The sequence below is a fragment of the Campylobacter concisus genome (assembly GCF_902460705.1).
Lineage (GTDB): Bacteria > Campylobacterota > Campylobacteria > Campylobacterales > Campylobacteraceae > Campylobacter_A > Campylobacter_A concisus_Z.
The window spans coordinates 69,318-89,171 of the sequence record NZ_CABPUP010000003.1; the positions used below are offsets into that span (position 1 = coordinate 69,318).

A 19,854-nucleotide genomic window follows, 5' to 3' on the forward strand; every position below is an offset into this window, starting at 1 on the left:
TACAACAATATGCTCTAAAAGTTAACTAGCTTTGTAGATTTTAGCTTTGTTGCTCTTGTAACTAAAATTTATGTGGGAGATATTTGCTTTAATGCGAGTATAAAATTTTGATTTTAGCTTCTAGCTCAAATTTGTGTGAAATTCGAGCTAGATTAAGGCTTTTAGCCCTCAATGTAGTTTTTAAGTTTTCTACCAACTTTTGGATGTTTTAGTTTTTTGATAGCTGAGCTTTCTATTTGGCGGACACGCTCACGAGTGACATTTAGGGCCTTTCCGATCTCTTCAAGTGTGCGGTCGCTCTCATCTTCAAGTAAGCCAAATCTCATCGAAATGACTGCTTTTTCACGCTCATTTAGCTGAGAAAGCACATCGTCGATCTGCTCTCTAAGGTCACTTTTTAAAATTTGCTCTATCGGAGAAAGTGAGCTTTTGTCCTCGACAAAATCTCCAAATTTACCGTCCTCTTCGTTTGCGATCGGAGCTTCAAGACTGATAGGTTCTTTTGTGATCTTGATGACTTGCTTTACCTTATCAACGCTTAGTCCGACCTCTTTTGCGATAACGCTTACATCAGGCTCTTTGCCTTCTTCTTGGAGGTATTTACGGTTTATTTTGTTGATACGATTTATCGTCTCTATCATATGGATAGGTATCCTAATCGTCCTTGCCTGATCGGCGATCGCACGTGATATAGCCTGGCGGATCCACCATGTGGCGTAGGTTGAAAATTTATAGCCTTTTCTGTATTCAAATTTATCAACCGCCTTCATAAGGCCGATGTTGCCCTCTTGGATGAGATCTAAAAATGGTAAGCCCCTGTTTGTATAGCGTTTCGCGATACTTACGACTAGACGGAGGTTTGATTTAGCCATTCTAGCTTTTGCCTCGTCAGAAATTTTCTTTCCGCGTTTGATCTGCTCTAAAATCTCTTTTAGTCTTGTTGGCTCAAGATCAAAGCCTTGTTTGCTCGCCTCTTTTGTCGTAAATAGCTTTTTGATCTCGACATAAGTTGAGACCATTGTAGCTTCTGGCACGCGAGCTGCGATCTCTTCTTTGCTTAGCTTGATGATATCTTTTAGTATGCTTTTGTGATTTTTCTTAAGCTCGTCGCTAAACATTGGCAAGCGATACTCCAAACGTTTTAGCTCTCTGTCAAATTCGTCGTCGCTTTTTAGTGCTGTTTCCATTGATTTTACGATCTCGCTAATTAACTTGCTTGTTGGTCCAAGATCCATTAGTTTCTCTTTTAAAATTTTCTTTTTAAATGCAAGAGTCATCTTTGAAGCCGTATCGTCGCTTTCTACTTTATCTTGTTTGTTTGCAGTCTTTAGCCACTCTTTTTTTGCCTTTTCGAGGGCCTTAAAGCTCTCTATAACTTTTTCAGCACGTTTATCGTTTTTGGCTGATTTTTTAGGAGCTTCGTTTTCTTCGTTCTCTTCATCTTCCTCGTCTATATCGTCTTCGCTATCTTCATTTTCTTCGTTTTCACTCTCGTCTTCAAAGCTCTTAAAAAGCTCTTTTACGCGGCGTTCTCTATTGATGAGCGGCTCTTTATAGTCAAGTATGAAATCAATCAAAAATGGCACAGAACAAAATGCGTCAATAATGATATCTTCGCCAAGCTCAATCCTTTTGCTGATCTCAACTTCCTCATCTTTTGTAAGAAGCGCGATCTGACCCATCTCTCTTAGATACATCCTGACAGGGCTATCTGACCTTGACCACTCTAAAAGATCGCTCTCACCAGAAAGATCGAGATCTTCGTCAATATCTTGATCGCTCTTTTGAGCATTTTCTTGGCGTTTTTTAGCATCAGCTAAATTTCTAAGCTTTGCGGCCTCAGCAGATGTGATGAGCTGGACTTTGTTTGTTTTTGCTAGTTGTTCTATCTTTTTTACTATCGTGGCAGTTGGAGCTTTGTCTAATAATTTTACTAATTTTTCGTATGTCAAAAAGCCTTTTGCATTTTCAGCGAAAAGCTCTTCTATCTGAGAAAAAGAGTCTTTTGCGGCGCTCATAAATTTCCTTTCGAATCGTCTAATTGTGATTTAAGTATTGTTTAAAAGAAAGTGGATTATACCCAAATTTTGTAAAAAGTGTATAAAAGCAGTAAAATTTTATCTATACAAAGCTACCGCAAAAGTCTAAAATTGCGGTAGCTATAAAATTATTAAAACGTCATTTCAAATGTTAGCTTGAAATTTCTACCAGGTGAGTAAAATCTAGCAAGGCCCCTGCCAGTTTCTTTATTTACCATATTATTTGTGCCAAAAGTCCTTATACTTCTTGCACTATCCCAGCTTGTGTATTTTTTATCTGTGATGTTATACACACCTGCCGTAAATGTGAAATTTTTCATCGGTCTGTAAAATGCTACAAAATCAAATAGACTGTATGTATTACTGACATATCTAACATACGTATTTTTTGCATCTGGATCGTCTTTGGCATAGATATTGTAAGTATCTTCTGGACGTTTTGCTTTTACGTGTGTCATATATAGATTTGCTCCAAATTTATTATTTTTGGTGTGATATCCGACGTTATAGACAAATTTTGCTGGCTGAATGGCATTCATTGGAGCGTCTAGCTTGCCACTTTCATCTACTGACATTCTACCTTTTTGGTATAGGTATTTATAGCCGACATTAAAGCCACTTAGCCCACTATAAACTTGCTCTAGGTCTAGATTTGCACTCAGTTCAACACCTCTTACGCGAGCCTTTGCTCTATTTACGTTTTGGTATTTTTCTACTGGCATTCTACTACCAGCATTTCCGTATGTTAGCGTGCCACGACCGATATACTTTAGATCGATGAAATTTTTATAGTCTGTTTGAAAGAGATTTATCGTAAAAAAGCTAGGTGAGTTATGAAGAGTTACGGCAAATTCTTTTGTTTTTGCAATCTCAGGTTGAAGAGCTAAATTTGGAAATATCGTAAAATCAGGATGCTGAAAAGTAAAATAAATTTCATCAGATGTTGGAGCTCTAAAACCATTTGCATATTTTGCCTGAAGTCTTATATGCTCAAATGGGTCAAAATTTGTTGAAAGTGAATACGAATGATGTGTAAAATCCCTCTTTTGGCTTGCTAGATAACGTGCATTTTCTTCAGCATTTTTAGTTTTTATCCTTTTTACTTCTTCTGCACTAGAGCCAGGCGGTATAGTAAAAGGTATAAAAACACCAGCAAAAAGATCAGTTGGCAGCTTTGGTGTCTTGCCTGGTATGTAGCTTGGATTGTGTGTTATTTTGTCAAACCTATAATTTGCATCTACGCTTAAAATTTCAGTTAAAGATATATCATCACCCAGATAAAATGCCTTTGTCTTCGTTTCTACAGGTATCAAAAAGCTAAATTTATTATCCTCATGTCTACAAAGTGTACTGTAATCATTTCCGCCGTGAGGCATGCACTTGTCTGGTTGAAAATTTGGTAGCAAGCCTGTGCCCTTGTTTGCCATGCCAAAGAAATATTTCGCCCACCATTCCTTATTGTGTGCCTCATAACCTTGTTTATTTATCATACTCTTATCTATTTGATTATAAAGTCCACCGTATTTTAAAGTATGATCCATTTTAAATAGGCTAAATTCCTTTGTCGCATCTAAATTTAGCTGTTTTGTATCGGTATTTAGATCTCTATCTTTCCAGTTATTTTCAAGATATCCTGGAGCTCTTGGCAAAAGTAGTTCCTCAAATCTATTTTTTGGAGTAAGCTCTGCATATTTTCCATTGCCATCTGGCATGTTTTGCGGAGTTAGATTGTAGGTTTCATATCGTTTGGTTGTCTTATTAAAAAGCGTTAAAGGCTTAGAGCAATCATACTGATTACAATCGACAAGAAGTTTATCTGCTCCGCGATTTGTTCTTCCATAGAATGTTTCATCTACTTCGTTTCCATGACTGTCAAATACAATATCTTGAGGAAAAGTAAAGCCAGCTCCAGGCCAAGGCTCTTTTTCTACTTGTCTCATTTGTAGGTCGCCACCATATTTGTCCACTAGCTTACCTTCGTTATTTAACTTTAATCCTGATGGATTTAGTAGGCCTTGACAGTCGTTTTTATCACAGTACTCATCAGTCCTTGCCTTTAGCTGGATCTTTTGCTTTGAATAAGTTATCTTCATACTATCCCAAAGTGGGTTTTCATCGTAGTTTTCATATGTATAAAAGATATTTTCACGTTTGTTTTTATCATTTACATGCCTTACATCGGTGCTGTAACGTACGTTATTTAACATACCGCCAGTATAAAGAGCAAATTTATACGACCAGTCAGTACCTACTGTCTCTTTTGTACTTCTATCGATTCCTACGCTAAAGCGGTTTGTTTCATTAAAATTTACACCAAATTTAAATAGCCTACTATCTGTATTTATGGTATAAGGATCTGGCTTTTCTCTTTCCTTGCCAAGAACATTATCATCGTATGTATTGTATCCCCAGTTTTTCATCTCATGACCATCTCTTTTTGTAGTGATAAAGAGTATGTCAAACCGTTTTGCTCGTGCGGCCATGGTGTGAGAGAAAAGACTTTCGTCATTTGCTGAGGATTTTTGTGCTTTAAAGCCATAAAACCAGTCTTTTTCCGTAAGATAGTCTCTGGCGTCTTTTGTTTCAAACATTACAGAGCCCCCAAGTGCGCCTGAGCCGGTTTTTATACTATCTGCACCTTTTGTGATATTTACTTGCTGGATGTTTTCTATCTCTACGCCATTTCTTGTATTGTTAAAATTTCCATATCCTTCAAAGAGATCCTTAAAACCCTGTGATGAAAGTGTCTCAGCTTGATTAAGTCCATCGATGCTGATAGCTACGCGGTTTTCGTCAACGCCTCTTATAGCATATCCGCTAGAGCCAAAGCGACCGGTCTCAACTACACTGACACCAGTGTCATAGCGCACCATATCTCTAGTATCGCTTACTTGTTGTTTAGTAAGCTCGCTTGCCGTCTTTTTTACTTCACTAATCTTTTTATTTTTTACATTTTCTTCTTCCGCCGTTACCTCTACTCCGCCAAGTTCAACTTCTTTTATATTCTCACTCTCTTGGGCTAACAAATTTAAGCTAGCACAAAGCAAAACAACTAGTGAAGTCTTTTTCATAATAATGTATGTCCTTTTTGTATTTTTATTGTTTTTAATAGTCATTATCTATATTAAAGCCGCGAATCTTAACATTAAATAAATAAATTATTTATTAAACTTTATGAAATATTTAATAATTAAAAAATTAAAATTTTGGAACAGCTATTGCTTTAAAAACCATGACAATAATTAATTTTAGGAAATTGCATGCAAAATGGTTATTATCAAGCCACTGCTGGCATGGTAACGCAGTTTAATAGACTAAATGTGATCTCAAATAACCTTGCAAATGTAAATACGATCGGCTACAAGCGAAACGATGTGGTCATCGGTGACTTTGCAAGAATTTTTAAAGAGACGCAAGATGAGCTTCCTCTTAAAAATCACACAAAAGATGGAGCTAAATTTTTAAATAGAACACTTGACCGCGTACCACAAGTAAGTGAAGAGTACACCGACTTTAGCGCTGGTGGTTTTAAGTACAGCTCAAACACACTTGACTTTGCGATAAAAAGAGAGGATGCATTTTTCTTAGTCGATACTCCAAATGGCGTAAAACTTAGCAAAAATGGCTCTTTTAGCCTTGACGCAGACGACTACATCGTCACAAAAGAGGGTTACAGGGTGCTGCCAAGTGGCTATGAGGCGCAAAATCCTGGTCAAAGAGGCATCCAAGTACCACAAGGCGAGGTTTTGACGGTTGATAAAAATGGAAATTTATACTCAAATAACAATCAATTTTCTAAATTTTTTATCGCTCAGCCAAGGGAGATAAGAGATCTCAAAAAGGTTGGAGATAACCTTTTTGAGAGTAGAAATTTTGATGACATCACAGAGCTTGAAGAAGCTGATAGCGTGATGCAAGGATATGCCCAGATGTCAAACGTAAACCCAGTTTTAGAAATGGTGGGTCTAATAGAAACCCAGCGCTTAGTTGATATGTATCAAAAGGTTATGACAAGCCACATGAGTGATCTTAACCAAGATGCTGTTCAAAAACTAGCCCTAAAAGCTTAATAAAAGGATAAAACTATGATGAGATCACTTTACACTGCAGCCACTGGTATGATAGCCCAGCAGACGCAGATAGATGTAACCTCACACAACATCGCAAACGTAAATACTTATGGATACAAGAAAAATAGGGCTGAATTTGCCGATCTTATGTATCAAGTAATGGAGTACGCAGGTACGGCTACGAGTCAGACTACCACAAGCCCAACTGGTATCGAAGTGGGTCTTGGCGTGCGTCCAACGGCGATAAATAAAATTTTTTCTCAGGGCTATTTTAAAGAGACCAGCAACAACCTAGATATGGTAATAGCTGGCAACGGATTTTTTCAGATTCAACTCCCTGATGGCACGACAGCCTACACTAGAAACGGCGCTTTTAAACTTGACGCAAACGGTACGATCGTAAATAGCGATGGCTATCAGCTCATCCCTCAGATTACCGTACCTGCAAATGCGACGCAAATTTCTATCGGTACAGATGGCACCGTATCAGTGCTCCAAGCAGGTGAGAGAGAGATGGCCCAGATAGGTCAGATTGAGCTAGCAAATTTCATAAACCCAGCTGGTCTTCACTCAATGGGCGACAACAACTACTTAGAAACAAGCGCTAGCGGTAACGTGGTGGTAGGTGTTGCAGGACTTGACGGACTTGGTACGATCAGACAAGGGTTTGTTGAGATGAGTAACGTTCAGTTAGTTGAAGAGATGACCGATCTTATCACCGGTCAGCGCGCGTACGAGGCAAACTCAAAGGCGATAACTACGAGTGATTCGATGCTTGAAATAGTAAATGGGCTTAAAAGGTAGGTAGTATGAACGCGACTCTAGTTATCGTTGGGCTTATACTACTTTCTTTTACGCTTGAGGTATTTTACTTTTTAAATAAAACGACAAAAGGCAAGGACTCGATAAAACAGACTCATTAATTTGGGCGAAATTAAAATTTGGCACATCTCATCTAAAATTTCTGCTTTTAAGAGCAAGAATAAAAGCATCTTTTGCTTAATTAAAAATTTTTAAGTGTACTGCATGCTTCTTCCAAATCAAGCTCGCAGGCTTTTTTGTAGTAGTTTTTTGCTCTATTTTTATCTTGCAGTATACCAGTATCTCCTGTTTCATAGATGAGTGCAATGGTATAGCAAGCAAATGCATTTTTTAGTTCGCAAGCCTTATTATAAAGCCTAAGCCCTTCTTCTTTCTCTTGTGCTAGAGTGTCTTTTTGTAGATATGTATTTCCTAAAAATAGACAGCTATGTGGATTGCCTAGCTCACAGGCTTTGTTTGCTATAGCTGACATTTTATCGCGCTCATTTTTGTCAAGGTAGATATATATAAGATCGGTGCAGCTTTCTATGTTGTTTAAAGCGCATTCATTTTCAAGCTTGGTGGTATCTAAAATTTTACCCCAAGAAAATAGAATACAAAATAAAATTAGAATTACCTTTTTCATCTTTTAACTCCAAAAATTTCTATCATTTTATAAAATTTAACTCTATTTTTACTATAAATTTTTCAAATTTTCGTTAACATTTCGGCTTTTATCAAGGCAAAATTTTGACATTTAACTACGTTTTTAAACTATCTATTCCTATTTTTATGGGCTATTTTCCCCTCGGCGTTGCCTTTGGGATACTGGCTAAAAGCATGGGCGTTAGCGCATTTATCGCCGTCGCTCTTAGCACTCTTGCTTACGGCGGCGCGGCTCAGTTTATGATGCTCTCGCTTTTTAGCGCGGGCACTGGGCTAGTTGAGGTTTTTATCGTGAGCTATCTGGTAAATTTACGCCATACTTTTTACGGAATTTCACTTTTAAAAGAGTATAGCGGGATCAAATTTAAGCTTTTAAACATCGCTTTGCTAACGGATGAAACCTTTGCGATATTTAAAAATTTAGGGCTAAAAGATGTAAGCGATCGCAGCTTTGTCTTTACCTGGCTAAATCTACTTTCGTGGTCATACTGGGCGGCTGGGACGCTGCTTGGTGCGATACTTGGTGATTTTATAAAGGCCGATACAAAAGGGCTTGAGTTTAGCTTAACGGCACTTTTTATAGTTATTGTGATTGAAATGTTTAAAAATGATAAAAACTACCGCGTACTCTTTGCGGCGGTCTTTTTTGGCGTGCTTGGAGTGAGCCTATTTCCAGCTAAATTTGTGCTTGTTGGATCAATGGCACTTTGTTTTATATTTTTGCTTTTGTTCAAGGATAAAATTTGATAAGTGTAAGCTCAAGCGAGATGGTACTTTTTGTGGCGGTGCTTTTAAGCGCCATAGCTACTTTTATAACGAGGGCGACGCCGTTTTATGCGTTAAAAAACTATAAGTCAAACCCTTATTTAGACGCTATTGAAAAGCACATGGGCATGATGATAATGGTTGTTTTGGTCTGCTATGGCTTAAAAGATACGAAATTTAGCGAGTTTCCTTATGGCTTAAGCGAGATAGTAGCGGTTTTTACAGCTATTTTGATGCATTTAAAATTTAAAAATACCCTTCTTAGCATAGTTATTTCAACCGGAATTTATATGTTTTTGATAAGAATTTTTTAAATAAATATAAAATTTAGAAGTTAATAATTTTTTTAAATAAATGGCATTATAATGACTTTGCAAATTTTAATGCAAAGGAGCTAAAATGCGTTTAATCTTTAAGGCGGTGTTACTCATGATTTTAGGTGCTACTTTAGCGGTTGCTAAGCCAACCATCTACATTCTAGCCACTGGTGGAACGATAGCAGGAAGCGGCTCAGGATCGCTTGACTCTAGCTATACTTCTGGAACTGTTACGGTCGATAAACTAATCGCAGCTGTACCAGACATCAACAAGATCGCTACTATAAAAGGCGAGCAAATTTCAAATATCGGTTCACAAGACATGAACAATGAAGTTTGGCTAAAGCTTGCAAATAGAATCAACGAGCTTCTAAACAGCGGCAAAGCTGATGGTATCGTCGTTACTCACGGAACGGATACTATGGAGGAGACGGCGTACTTTCTAAATTTGGTCGTTAAAAGCGACAAGCCAGTCGTGCTTGTAGGTGCGATGAGAAATAGCGGCTCACTAAGCGCAGATGGTCCACTAAATTTATTTAACGCTGTAAACGTAGCTATTAGTAAAGATAGCGTAGGTAAGGGCGTTGTGGTTACTATGAATGATGAAATTCACGCTGCTAGAGAGGTAACAAAAACCAACACAACAGGTGTTGATACATTTAAATCACCAAACAGCGGTAAGATCGGCACAGTCTTTTATGGCAACGTAAAATACTATATGAATCCGATTAGAAAACACACAGCAAAATCAGCATTTGACCTAGAGGGCGTAAAAGAGCTTCCAAGAGTTGATATCATCTACTCACACGCAAATGACAATCCTGACTTTGTAAACATAGCTGTTAAAAACGGCGCAAAAGGTATAATTAGCGCTGGTCTTGGCAACGGCAACCCTTACTTTAGCGTACTTGACGCACTTGGCGAGGCTTCAAAAGCTGGCGTAGTAGTAGTTCGCGACTCACGTGTGGGAAGCGGCGAGACGACTATGAACGGCGAAATTGATGACGGCAAATACGGCTTTTTAACAAGCGATAATCTAAACGCTCAAAAAGCCAGAGTGCTTTTAATGCTTGCACTTACAAAAACAAGCGACAAAGCCAAAATTCAAGAGTATTTCTTAACTCACTAAAAAGAGGCGGCTTAGTCCGCCTTTTAAATTTAAGCTATAAATTTGATCGCAGGATCAGATCTATAGCTTAAATTTTTATATTTGTTAGCTAAATTTTAAGGCTTTTTATGGACTTCTTACTCTTTTTCGCCACGCTTGCTCCTATCTCGCTAATGCCGGGCATCAACATGACCTATGCGATGAGTATCGGTATGAGCTTTGGCTATAAGCACTCGCTTATTATGATGATCGGGCAGCTTCTTTCGCTTGCTTTCGTGGCGTTTTACTGTATGCTTGGCGTGGGCGCGGTGCTTCATCATTTTGAGTACGCATTTAAGGCGCTAAACATCATCGCAGGGCTTTATATGCTCTATCTTGGCGCGATGCTTCTTTTTGGCAAGGGCGAGCTTAGCATAACAAACGTCTCAAATTTACCAAGCAAAAAGCAGATGTTTACAAACGGCCTCATCGTTTGCTTCACAAATCCAAAGGCATGGATATTTTTCTCGGCTTTGCTACCTACGTTTTTGGATAAAGACGATCCCTTTAGTCTAACTCGTATGTGCGCGATCGCGGCAACGCTCGTTTTCATCGAGTCTTGCTCGCTAAATATTTACGCACTCGGCGGAGCTATGCTAAAGAAATTTTTACAAACGCACCTAAGGCTACTTGAAATTTGCACCGCCATTATCGTTTGTACGATCGGTGTACTTTTACTTTTTAGATAAATTTAGCCTCTTTTTATATAGCTTGGCTAAAATTTGCCCGGTTTGCACTACATTTTTGGCAAAAGGAGAAAAAGATGAAAAAATTTCTATTTATACTTACAAATCAGCCATACAACGGTACCGACAATGCTTACAACGCATTAAGGCTAGCTAAAACGCTAAAAGAAAAAGGCGAAGAGGTTAGAATTTTTCTAATGAACGATGCGGTCGATCTTGCGCGAAATAGCACCAAAAAGCCAGAAAAACTACGATCTCTATCTAGCGGCACTGTGCTCAATGTTTGTGGTAGCTGCCAAACAAGGTGCGGTTTGCACGCGGCAGAGTCTTATTTTGAGGCTTGGTGAATGGATATCTTGTTAGAGCGGGTTAGGCAGTGCGATCAGGTGATGACAATTTAGAGTAGATAAAGGAGAATTTATGAGTTTGACATTTAGTATAAAAAACAAGAAGAAGCTACTTGGCGGATATGCAAAGGCGCTAAGTGAGCGTGAAATTTCAGAGCTTGTTGAGGGACTTTTCTTTTTTAACAGTGAGCAAGAGGAGCCAGGAGCAAATGAGCTGGGCGCTGACGTGATGATCGCAGGAATTTGGGAGAAAAGTGCTCGTGGCTTTGAGCTAAACTATGAAGATGGAAAATATATCGTGCGAGTCTGCACTCCAAGCGGCGTTGGCGACTGGCGGATCGCGCTTGAGCTACTCTCAAAGCTCTCAGCCCAAACTGGCTCACCAATAGAGTGCGACAACGAGCAAATTTGCGATGAAAAGCAAATTTTAAAATTTGATTATGAAGCCGACATAATGTGGGGACTTGAAGCTCTAAAGGACGCAAAAGAGGAAAATCAAACGCTTCATATTTATGGCGTGGAGCGCGACGTGGCGTTTGACGCGGTTATGATAGATGAAATTTTTGCAAGCGCCAGCCCCGTGGCTAAATTTGATGAGATGATGAGGCAGGTGCAGTACCTTGACGCTTATAGCGCAAGAGAGAATTTATACGAAGATAAAAACGGGAATGAAATTTTTGGCGCGTATACGCTTAGTGAAAATTTACCGACTATCTTGCCTTACGCTCCCTCTCCTTCGTGGCAAGCGCAAGAAGTTTTAGGAGAGCGCAAGGTCTCGCGCTGGATACTTACGCTAGTAGTCGGCGTAGACGATAAGGACGCGCACGTGCTCGGCGAATGCGAATATGGCGCTTTCATGAAAAATTTACCAAAAGAAAAATATCGCTTCATAGACGCCGCAAATATACTGGTTGAGCCGCTTAGCGAAGAAGAGATGATGGAAATTTTAAAAAAAGCAAATAAAGCTTAGTTTTAAGTTAATAAACCACTCGAAAATGAAAATTCGCCTTAAAAATTTGAGTCGATTTTAAGCATATATTTAAACTCGTAAAAGCTAGGATTTTATTAGTATTGCCGCTTTTTGGGCTAAATTAGGCGAAATTTTAACCTAAACCAATCTAGGCTTTGCGTGATTTGAAAAAGGATAAAAATGAAAATTTTAAAAGCTATTTTCACAGCGGCATCGGCGGTTTGCTGTCTAAGCTCGGCCGTTTTACCGCAAAGCGACTGGAGTAAAAAGGAGCTAAAAGGCGAGGTCAAAAGCATGACGGCTACGGAGTACGAATACTCTATAGACGGCTCGGGCGCGCTAGAAAATACGCGCGTAAAGCGGACGGAGTTTAACGAAAACGGCTATATAGTGCAAGAAACCGAGCATATAAACGGCGTACCAAATAGTTCGGTTTTGTTTGAGTACGGCAAAGACGGGTTAGTGCGCAAAAAATATCAAGATAGCGCCGTTTATCTCTACGAATACGAATTTGACGGCGAAAATTTAGTCGCAACGGCCAAAGAGCAGCATGTGGAGGATAAATTTTACCCCCGCACGGAGAAAACCACTTACGGCAAGGACGGCAAAATGATCGCTCGGGCGGCGTATTCTGGCGGGACACTAGTGACGGACGATAGCTACGTCTACGACGAAAAGGGCGTTTTAACGCGGATAGAAAATAATATGGAGCCGCGCCACGCCATAGAGATAAGCTTCGAGCGCAAGCCAAACGGCGAATACGAAAAAATCACGCAAGCCCCAAACTCAAAATGGGTTTATTACTACGCCGCAAACGGCGACGAGATGGAGTATACGTCGGTAAATTACTTCGGCTCTGAGGCAAAAATCTGGCAAATTTTGCAGTTTAAGGATATAAGCAGGGACGAGCGGGGAAATTTGACGCATAAAACCTCGGTCAAATTTAAGCCAGCGGACAAATACTACGAAAACGGCGACATAACGGAAATCGGCCTATATAAAAAGCTAGAAATCAGCTACGAATACTACTAAAGTAAATTTTTGAGCTAAGGCTATTTTTCCGAAAAAATTTCGCCGTTTATTATAGATTTAACCGTTAAAAACCCGACTATCAAAATCGAAGCGACTAGAGCCGTAAAAGCGCCGACGCCTAAAACTAAGTAAAAATCGCTTTGCGTAATTTCGTAAGCTTTTAAAAACGCTATGGAGCTAGCGGCCGTCGGGAAGGTAAAAGCCCACCACGATAGGGCGAATTTGAGTTTAATAAATCTTTTATACGAAAAAAGTATAAGCGCCGCGAAAAACACGTTTATATTAAGCAGTATCGCCGCAAAAGCATCGAATCGCTCGGTTAGCTTTACGTATCCCAAAAATGCCATAGCCGGCGGCGCTAGCGTAATGACTAGCGTCGGGACGAATTTGTCGGCTAACTTATCGCAAAAGACTAATCTGTAAAATATAACGGCGAATAAAATAATCCAGAAAAATAGCCCCAAACTAAAATAATACCAGATCGCTTGAGATTTTTCGGCTATGATCGGGATTAGCAAGTTGCCCACTACGGGGATAAACCATGCCGGATTTAGCGTCGCGATATCGAATTTTTCGTCGATCCAAAAAGAAATTACGTAAAGCGTAAAAATAGTTTGCAAGCCTAAAGCCGCGTAAAAAAGCGAGTAGTATAGTCGCGGCGCGTCTTTGTAGGCTAGAGCTAAAAGAAAAAGCGAGATGATGAATCCGCCGAAAAAATTTATCCTTATAGGGTGCGAAAATTCGGCCTTTACTTCTTCTTTAAATTTTAAAAGCTTAAAGAGGTAAAACGCCGAAAGTAGGCAAAATACCGTGCAGTCTAGCGCTCTAAGCACCGAGAATATCTCGCTCGGTAAATCAAATATCTTGCTTAATTTCTTATAAGCCGCGCAAAGTCCTCCAAGCCCCATAGTACCGGCAAAAAGCATAATCGGCAGCGATTTTATTTTGCTTTGCGAGTCGTTTTTCTTAACATCGTGCATTGTTTTTCTTTTCGTATTAAATTTTTATGCAATATTACCTATAATAAGGTTAAATTTTTGTAACGAAGTCACGAAAGGGCAAAATGCTAAGCGAAGAGTTAAAAGAAATTTTGCGCGAGAGATTTACGAATAATTTCGATCTAGCAAGCGAGGATCTAAATGCGATCTTTGCTAACGCGTATTTAAAAACCGTAAAAAAGGGCGATATATTTTACTCCGGAAACGATTGCTTCGGATTTATACTTATACTAAAAGGCGTTTTAAGGGCGTTTGTGTCATCTAGCGCAAAGGAAATAACGATATTTAGGCTAACCAAAGACGAGAGCTGCGTGCTGTGCGATACGTGTTCTATAAATTCGTTAGAAAATAAAGTAAGCGTCGAAATCGAGCAAGATAGCGAGATCATCGTTATTCCAGCGCGAATTTACAAGCCTCTTAAAGAAAAATATCCGAGTATTTTAAATTTTACTCTAAAAATCGTAGCCGATCGGTTTGCTAGAACGATAAACGTTATGGAGCAGGCTTTGTTTTCGCCGCTTTCGGCGCGGATTATGAATTTTTTATCCCAAAGCATCGAAAATCTAAACGAAAATTTTATAAAAATAACTCACGAAGAGTTGGCGAATCATCTAGGAAGCGCTAGAGAAGCGGTATCTAGGGTGCTTAAAGAGCTTGAGAGAAGCGGGCAAATAACGCAAAGCCGCGGCGAAATAAGGCTAGTTTCTTAAAATTCTCGTTTTAAGGTAACATTGTTACGGATAGGGCGGCCTTTTTTAGGTAGCATTTCATAAACTCGTTTTAAAGGAGAATTTATGAAAGGACTGCAAAGAAGAGACGCTTTAAAGCTAATGGGGGTCGCGGGACTAGCCGCGAGTATGAGCGGTTGCTCGGCAACGGGCGGCGAAAACGACGATATAAATTCTAAAATCGTCATAATGGGCGCGGGACTTAGCGGTATCGCGTTGGCGGCTAAACTTAGAAGAGATATGCCTAACGCCAAGGTAATTCTCGTGGATAAAGACGAGAAATTTTACTATCAGCCTGGCTTTACGCTAATCGCCGTCGGAATTTACGAAGCTAGCGACGTCGTTTACGAAAAAGCGGATTATGTCCCGCAAGGAACCGAGTGGATACGCAAAAACGTATCGGAGATAAAGCCCGAAGCCAATCTACTCGTCTTAGACGACGGGAGCGAGCTTGGGTATGATTATCTAATCGTAGCAAGCGGCGTGGAATACGATTTTGAAGCCGTTAAGGGGCTGAGCTTAGAGGATATTAACGATACGAGCGGCAATATATCCTCCGTCTACACCCTACAAGGCGCCGTAAAGAGCAACGAGCTGATGAAAAAATTCTCTCAAAACGGCGGCGCGGCGGTATTTTGCGATCAAAAAACCCCGATGAAATGCAGCGGCGCTAATAAAAAAGTAACATGCATGAGCGAAGATAGGCTGAGGTTGGCCGGCAACCGCGATAAAGGCAGCGTTAATCTTTACGTCGGCGGCGGCAAGCTTTTCGGAGATCCGACTTATGCCGCGGCGATGACTCAAATAATGATAAAAAGAAAGATAAAATTTAATCTTCGCCACCAAATCGTAGCCGTCGATAAAAGCTCAAATACCGCTACTTTCGAGTTTTGGACGGCGTATAGGCAAAACGGCGAAGATAAAATCGCGTCCGAGCTAATCGACGTAAAATACGACTGGCTTCACTTGCCGCCTAAGCAAAAAGGAAGCGAAATTTTAGCTCGCGCCGGCCTAACTAAAGAGGGCGACAAGCTAAATTTTTTTAGCCGTCGATAAATACAGCCTGCAAAGTACAAAATTTAAAAATATATTCGGTATCGGCGATATTTGCGGATTTGCGGCCGGCAAAACTGGGGCTAGCGTTAGGAAAATGTATCCGATCTTAGCTAAAAATTTAGCCGATACGATAAAAGGACGAGAACCTAGCGAGAAATTTACCGGATATACAGCTTGCCCTTTTATCACCAAATACGCCAAAGCCATAATGGTAGAGTTTGACTGGGAGGGAACGGCTCCGACGCTAGAGTGCTTCGGCGCTACCAGGGAGAGCTATATTAGTTGGCTGGTTAAAATTTACGGATTTAAACCTATGGTTATGAATGGAATGCTAAAAGCTTTGGCTTAAAGGAGATAAAATGAGCGTTTTAGATAAAACTATACGTTTGATTATAGCGGCGATTTGGTTTTTTATTTTCGGATTTATTTGCGACTGCTGGTTGTGGACGGTCGGGCTAATTCCGCTTTTAACGGGATATTACGGCTACTGCCCGCTTTATAAAATTTTTAAGAAAAGGTAAAAAAATGGTAAGCGTGAAAAGTAGAATTATTAGGGTCATTCTGGGGCTAGTTTTTATGGTGGCAGTTTGGTATTTTTATGAGAGCTACTGGGCGTTAATCGGCCTAATTCCAATCATTGTCGGTGTTACCGGATTTTGCCCAGCGTGTAAATTCTTAGGTAGGTGTTCTTTAAATTTAAAAAGATAAAAGGGGGCATTAAACGCCCCTTGCCTTGCCTTTTAGCCGTTTAAATCGCAGACTTTATTTGTGATTTGATGAATTATTTAGTTACTTTTGGCTAAAATCAGCTCAAATTTACATAACAAAAGGTTAAAGATGAAAGAAGGCAAGGTTTGGAAATTTGGCGATAATATCGATACTGATATCATCATCGCTGCTAGATACTTAAACACCTCTGACGAAAACATTTTGGCAAAGCATATTATGGAAGATGCTGATCCTAATTTCAGTACCAAGATAGATAAAGGCGACATTATCGTAGCGGGCGAAAATTTCGGCTGCGGCAGCTCTCGCGAGCACGCTCCTATCGCGCTTAAAGCCGCCGGTATAGGCGCGGTGATAGCTAAAAGTTATGCGAGAATTTTTTATAGAAATAGCTTTAATACGGGACTTTTGATACTTGAAATCAAAGAAACGGACGAAATAAACGAGGGCGATGAGCTAAAAATAGATGTAGATAACGGCGCGATCGTAAATTTAACCAGCGGCAAAGAGTATAAATTTAGCCCTATACCGCCTTTTATGCAAGAGCTTTTAAATGCTGGCGGACTTATAGAGTATGCAAAAGCGAAGATGAACTAAGGAGCGGCGATGAAAAACTATAAAATTTGCGTTATAAAAGGCGATGGCATCGGCCCTGAGATCATAGATGAGGCGATAAAAATTCTAGATGTCGTTAGCGCTGAGTTTGGGATAAAATTTGAGTACGACTACAAGCTTATGGGCGGTGCAGCTTATGATGTATTTGGTGTGCCTTTGCCAGATGAGACGCTTAGTTCTGCTCTAAGCTCTGATGCTGTGCTTTTTGGAGCGATCGGCGGCGAGAAGTGGGATAGTTTGCCAAGACATCTAAGGCCAGAGAGCGGACTTTTAAAGATTAGAAAAGAGCTTGAAGCTTATGCAAATTTACGCCCAGCCATCGTTTTTGATGAGCTAGTGGATGCTAGCACACTAAAGCCAGAGGTTTTAAGAGGCGTTGATTTTGTCGTGGTTCGTGAGCTAACGGGCGGACTTTATTTTGGACAGCCACGTGAAAAAGGTGAAGATAGAGCGTTTAATACGATGGTTTATTCTAAAATGGAAATCGAGCGTATCGCAAATATCGCTTTTGAAACAGCAATGCTTCGCAAGAAAAAGGTCTGCATGGTCGATAAGGCAAATGTGCTTGAGACAAGTCAGCTTTGGCGCGAGGTGACTAGCGAGGTGGCAAAGGGCTATCCTGAAGTAGAGCTTAGCTTTATGTATGTGGATAACGCAGCGATGCAGCTAGTAAGAGCGCCAGCAAATTTTGACGTCATACTTACTGAAAATTTATTTGGCGACATTTTAAGTGATGAAGCGAGTATGGTTTGTGGTTCGATAGGACTTTTGCCAAGTGCTAGCATGGGCGGTAAGGTGGGAATTTATGAGCCAATACACGGCTCAGCACCAGACATCGCAGGGCAGGGCATAGCAAATCCAATCGCAACAATTTTAAGTGCAGCAATGATGCTAAGATACGCATTTAGCGAAAATGACGCCGCAGATGCGATAGAAAATGCTGTGAAAGAGGCACTTGCAAAAGGCTATAGAACAAAAGATATCGCTGCTTTTAATGCAGTTGAAATTTGCTCAACTAGCGAAATAGGCGATGTTATCGCAGGATTTATCAAAAAATGAAAAACACAATCACCGAAGCACTCATCTACGAAGCTCAGGGGCTAAAAGATGATGCACTTGAAATTTATAAAAATATCTTAAAGCAAGATCCGTCAAACAAAGATGCCCTTAGCGCGATAAACCGCCTTAGCGGACTTCGCAAAGAGCGAGCGATAAAAAACGAGCAGATGAAAGAGTTTTTTATAGCGATGAAAAGTGACGAAGAGATAAATGAATTTAAAAGGTGGTTGATAAGATTATGAAGCTTGATGATATTGCTAGAATGGCAATCAGCGAGGTTAGCGCTGAGCTTGAAAAAATAGAAGCATTGCAAAGTAAAAAGCAAGAAGAGCTTGAGCGAGAGAATTTAAAAAAAGAGCTTTTGGCCATAGAGAATAATGAAAATGCACTAAATAACGAGCTAAAAGTTGAGGCAAATTTACAAAATGAGCAAGTATTTGAGGTAAAAGAGGATCCAGTAAGTCCAATAAAAAATAGAGAGGTGAGCGAAGAGAAAATTTTCTTGGCAAATCTTGCCGAACGCATAGAAGTGCTTTTTGAAGGGCTTAAACAAACTCCTGAGCAAAATCTTGCTTCAAGGCTTGAGCTAACTACAAAATTTTTAGAATTTACCCTTGCAAATATCGAAAATAGACTCCAAAATCTCTCAAAATAAGCCATTAGATGGCTCAAAAAATGAGATAAAAATCAAAAATGAAATTTATAAAAATAGCGAGCTAGACTTTTTTAGATCGCTATTTGCTCCATTTACTTCACGTATCTATCTAGTTGGTGGCTGCGTGAGAGATGCGTTCTTAGGGCGAGAAATTTACGATTATGACATCGAAGTTTATGACATTGAGCCCACTAAATTTAATGAGCTAATGGCTAGAATAGGCGCTAGCGGAGTTGGCAAAAGCTACTTTATCTACAAATACAAAAACTACGATATTGGGCTTCCAAGAAGCGAGAGTAAAACTGGAAATTCGCACAAAGACTTTGCGGTAAGCTATATTAATGATCCCAAAATGGCGAGCCTTAGGCGAGATTTTACGATAAATGCCATGATGATGAATATCTTTAATGGAGAAATTTTAGACTTTTACGGCGGGAAGCAAGATTTAGCAAACAAGATATTAAGGCACATTGATAGTGAAAAATTTAAAGAAGATCCACTAAGGGTGCTTCGTGGTGTGCAGTTTAGCGCTAGGCTTGATTTTAGTATAGCGAACGAGACACTAGCTCTTATGAAAAGCCTTAGTTTGGAGCATCTAAGCAGAGATAGGATAAATACTGAGCTTATTAAATTTTTTCGCTCAGAGCATCTAGAAAAAGGAGCTTACTATCTTTTTGAGCTTGGACTTTTTAAAGAAATTTTTGGCGTGCAAATTTATAAAGATGATGAGTTTTTGACTGATCTTAAGAGTGCTAGAGAATTCCTGGATGATGAGAGATTATTTTTGTATCTATTTTTTGGAAAATTTGAGCTTGATGCAAAAGAAATTTTAGAGAAAATGCGTCTGCCAAAGAGCTACCTTTCTATCTTAAAGCAGCCTTATTTTAAGGACATGCCAAGCGATAAAGAGCTAATGCAAATAGCACTTAGCATGCCTATAAAATCATGGCTTGGAGCTTATAATAAAGAGCGAATAGAGCGTGCCAAGAAACTTGGAATTTATGAGCTAAAATTTGACGCGAAAGTCGATGTGATAGAAATTTTATCAGCTGGTTTTAAAAACGAAGAGATCGCAAAAGAGATAAAACGTAGGCAAGAGCTTGAAATTTCAAAATATCTAAGCGAGCATAAGCCTAGAAAAGATTAGTCTTTAAAACTCTTAAAAGCCCATTTTGGC

General features: G+C 39.6%; 23 protein-coding genes. 19 read left to right on the forward strand and 4 right to left on the reverse strand.

Features of this window, described 5'->3' with window-relative positions; translation table 11 throughout:
• Positions 1 to 161: 161 nt before the first annotated feature.
• Complete coding sequence (gene rpoD, locus F3G75_RS05330) at positions 162 to 2,018, reverse strand: RNA polymerase sigma factor RpoD (RefSeq protein WP_021091519.1); 1,857 nt, start codon at positions 2,016 to 2,018, stop codon at positions 162 to 164.
• Between the two features lie 152 nt (positions 2,019 to 2,170).
• On the reverse strand, positions 2,171 to 5,110 hold the full coding sequence (locus F3G75_RS05335; RefSeq protein WP_149716833.1) for a TonB-dependent hemoglobin/transferrin/lactoferrin family receptor: 2,940 nt from the start codon (positions 5,108 to 5,110) through the stop codon (positions 2,171 to 2,173).
• Between the two features lie 189 nt (positions 5,111 to 5,299).
• On the opposite strand from F3G75_RS05335, the gene F3G75_RS05340 reads away from it, so the two are divergent.
• Both F3G75_RS05340 and flgG read left to right on the forward strand, forming a co-directional pair.
• Positions 5,300 to 6,109: a flagellar hook-basal body protein gene (locus tag F3G75_RS05340; protein ID WP_149716834.1), complete on the forward strand. Its 810-nt coding sequence runs from the start codon at positions 5,300 to 5,302 to the stop codon at positions 6,107 to 6,109.
• Positions 6,110 to 6,124: 15 nt separating this feature from the next.
• The gene (gene flgG, locus F3G75_RS05345; protein ID WP_021091447.1) at positions 6,125 to 6,913 is read left to right on the forward strand and encodes a flagellar basal-body rod protein FlgG; all 789 of its coding nucleotides are present in this window, start codon (positions 6,125 to 6,127) and stop codon (positions 6,911 to 6,913) included.
• 199 nt (positions 6,914 to 7,112) lie between these two features.
• Here the strand turns inward: flgG and F3G75_RS05355 are convergent, their stop codons facing one another.
• Positions 7,113 to 7,556: a tetratricopeptide repeat protein gene (locus F3G75_RS05355; protein ID WP_149716836.1), complete on the reverse strand. Its 444-nt coding sequence runs from the start codon at positions 7,554 to 7,556 to the stop codon at positions 7,113 to 7,115.
• A gap of 104 nt (positions 7,557 to 7,660) precedes the next feature.
• Between F3G75_RS05355 and F3G75_RS05360 the strand changes: the two genes are divergently transcribed.
• The 7 genes from F3G75_RS05360 to F3G75_RS05390 all read left to right on the forward strand — a co-directional run bounded on the left by F3G75_RS05360 (position 7,661) and on the right by F3G75_RS05390 (position 12,840).
• Positions 7,661 to 8,323 (forward strand): AzlC family ABC transporter permease, encoded by a 663-nt coding sequence (locus F3G75_RS05360; RefSeq protein WP_149716837.1) that lies wholly within the window; start codon positions 7,661 to 7,663, stop codon positions 8,321 to 8,323.
• Positions 8,320 to 8,655, forward strand: a complete 336-nt coding sequence (locus F3G75_RS05365) for a branched-chain amino acid transporter permease (RefSeq protein WP_107698333.1) — start codon at positions 8,320 to 8,322, stop codon at positions 8,653 to 8,655. The genes F3G75_RS05360 and F3G75_RS05365 overlap by 4 nt, the downstream gene beginning before the upstream one ends.
• 85 nt (positions 8,656 to 8,740) lie before the next feature.
• On the forward strand, positions 8,741 to 9,787 hold the full coding sequence (locus tag F3G75_RS05370; protein WP_149716838.1) for a type II asparaginase: 1,047 nt from the start codon (positions 8,741 to 8,743) through the stop codon (positions 9,785 to 9,787).
• A gap of 107 nt (positions 9,788 to 9,894) precedes the next feature.
• Complete coding sequence (locus tag F3G75_RS05375; protein WP_149716839.1) at positions 9,895 to 10,494, forward strand: LysE family translocator; 600 nt, start codon at positions 9,895 to 9,897, stop codon at positions 10,492 to 10,494.
• 74 nt (positions 10,495 to 10,568) lie between these two features.
• Entirely contained in the window at positions 10,569 to 10,838 is a 270-nt protein-coding gene (locus F3G75_RS05380) for a DsrE/DsrF/TusD sulfur relay family protein (protein ID WP_149716840.1), read from the forward strand.
• 73 nt (positions 10,839 to 10,911) lie between these two features.
• Positions 10,912 to 11,808 (forward strand): DUF4299 family protein, encoded by an 897-nt coding sequence (locus F3G75_RS05385; RefSeq protein WP_149716841.1) that lies wholly within the window; start codon positions 10,912 to 10,914, stop codon positions 11,806 to 11,808.
• A 180-nt stretch (positions 11,809 to 11,988) separates the two neighbouring features.
• On the forward strand, positions 11,989 to 12,840 hold the full coding sequence (locus F3G75_RS05390) for a hypothetical protein (RefSeq protein WP_149716842.1): 852 nt from the start codon (positions 11,989 to 11,991) through the stop codon (positions 12,838 to 12,840).
• A gap of 20 nt (positions 12,841 to 12,860) precedes the next feature.
• On the opposite strand, the gene F3G75_RS05395 is transcribed toward F3G75_RS05390, so the two are convergent.
• A complete protein-coding gene (locus F3G75_RS05395; protein WP_149716843.1) occupies positions 12,861 to 13,820 on the reverse strand; it encodes an SLAC1 anion channel family protein in 960 nt (319 codons plus the stop codon).
• 83 nt (positions 13,821 to 13,903) lie between these two features.
• On the opposite strand from F3G75_RS05395, the gene F3G75_RS05400 reads away from it, so the two are divergent.
• From F3G75_RS05400 to F3G75_RS05440, 10 genes are all read left to right on the forward strand, one after another.
• The gene (locus F3G75_RS05400; RefSeq protein WP_103560655.1) at positions 13,904 to 14,548 is read left to right on the forward strand and encodes a Crp/Fnr family transcriptional regulator; all 645 of its coding nucleotides are present in this window, start codon (positions 13,904 to 13,906) and stop codon (positions 14,546 to 14,548) included.
• A gap of 84 nt (positions 14,549 to 14,632) precedes the next feature.
• Positions 14,633 to 15,622 carry an FAD-dependent oxidoreductase gene (locus F3G75_RS05405; RefSeq protein WP_223154351.1) on the forward strand — a complete coding sequence of 330 codons (990 nt, stop codon included), beginning with the start codon at positions 14,633 to 14,635 and terminating at the stop codon, positions 15,620 to 15,622.
• A gap of 94 nt (positions 15,623 to 15,716) precedes the next feature.
• Positions 15,717 to 15,971, forward strand: coding sequence for a hypothetical protein (locus F3G75_RS09430; protein WP_223154349.1), 255 nt, complete (start codon positions 15,717 to 15,719; stop codon positions 15,969 to 15,971).
• A 10-nt stretch (positions 15,972 to 15,981) separates the two neighbouring features.
• On the forward strand, positions 15,982 to 16,143 hold the full coding sequence (locus F3G75_RS05410) for a YgaP family membrane protein (protein WP_021091464.1): 162 nt from the start codon (positions 15,982 to 15,984) through the stop codon (positions 16,141 to 16,143).
• Between the two features lie 13 nt (positions 16,144 to 16,156).
• A complete protein-coding gene (locus F3G75_RS05415) occupies positions 16,157 to 16,330 on the forward strand; it encodes a YgaP family membrane protein (RefSeq protein ID WP_223154436.1) in 174 nt (57 codons plus the stop codon).
• Between the two features lie 129 nt (positions 16,331 to 16,459).
• Positions 16,460 to 16,945 (forward strand): 3-isopropylmalate dehydratase small subunit, encoded by a 486-nt coding sequence (locus F3G75_RS05420; protein ID WP_149716845.1) that lies wholly within the window; start codon positions 16,460 to 16,462, stop codon positions 16,943 to 16,945.
• 9 nt (positions 16,946 to 16,954) lie between these two features.
• Positions 16,955 to 18,022, forward strand: a complete 1,068-nt coding sequence (gene leuB / locus F3G75_RS05425) for a 3-isopropylmalate dehydrogenase (RefSeq protein WP_149716846.1) — start codon at positions 16,955 to 16,957, stop codon at positions 18,020 to 18,022.
• On the forward strand, positions 18,019 to 18,264 hold the full coding sequence (locus tag F3G75_RS05430) for a hypothetical protein (RefSeq protein WP_021091490.1): 246 nt from the start codon (positions 18,019 to 18,021) through the stop codon (positions 18,262 to 18,264). Before leuB ends, F3G75_RS05430 begins: the two co-directional genes overlap by 4 nt.
• Positions 18,246 to 18,677, forward strand: a complete 432-nt coding sequence (locus F3G75_RS05435) for a CiaD-like domain-containing protein (RefSeq protein WP_223154438.1) — start codon at positions 18,246 to 18,248, stop codon at positions 18,675 to 18,677. Before F3G75_RS05430 ends, F3G75_RS05435 begins: the two co-directional genes overlap by 19 nt.
• Positions 18,637 to 19,824 carry a tRNA nucleotidyltransferase/poly(A) polymerase-related protein gene (locus F3G75_RS05440; protein WP_149716848.1) on the forward strand — a complete coding sequence of 396 codons (1,188 nt, stop codon included), beginning with the start codon at positions 18,637 to 18,639 and terminating at the stop codon, positions 19,822 to 19,824. The genes F3G75_RS05435 and F3G75_RS05440 overlap by 41 nt, the downstream gene beginning before the upstream one ends.
• Positions 19,825 to 19,854: the final 30 nt, after the last annotated feature.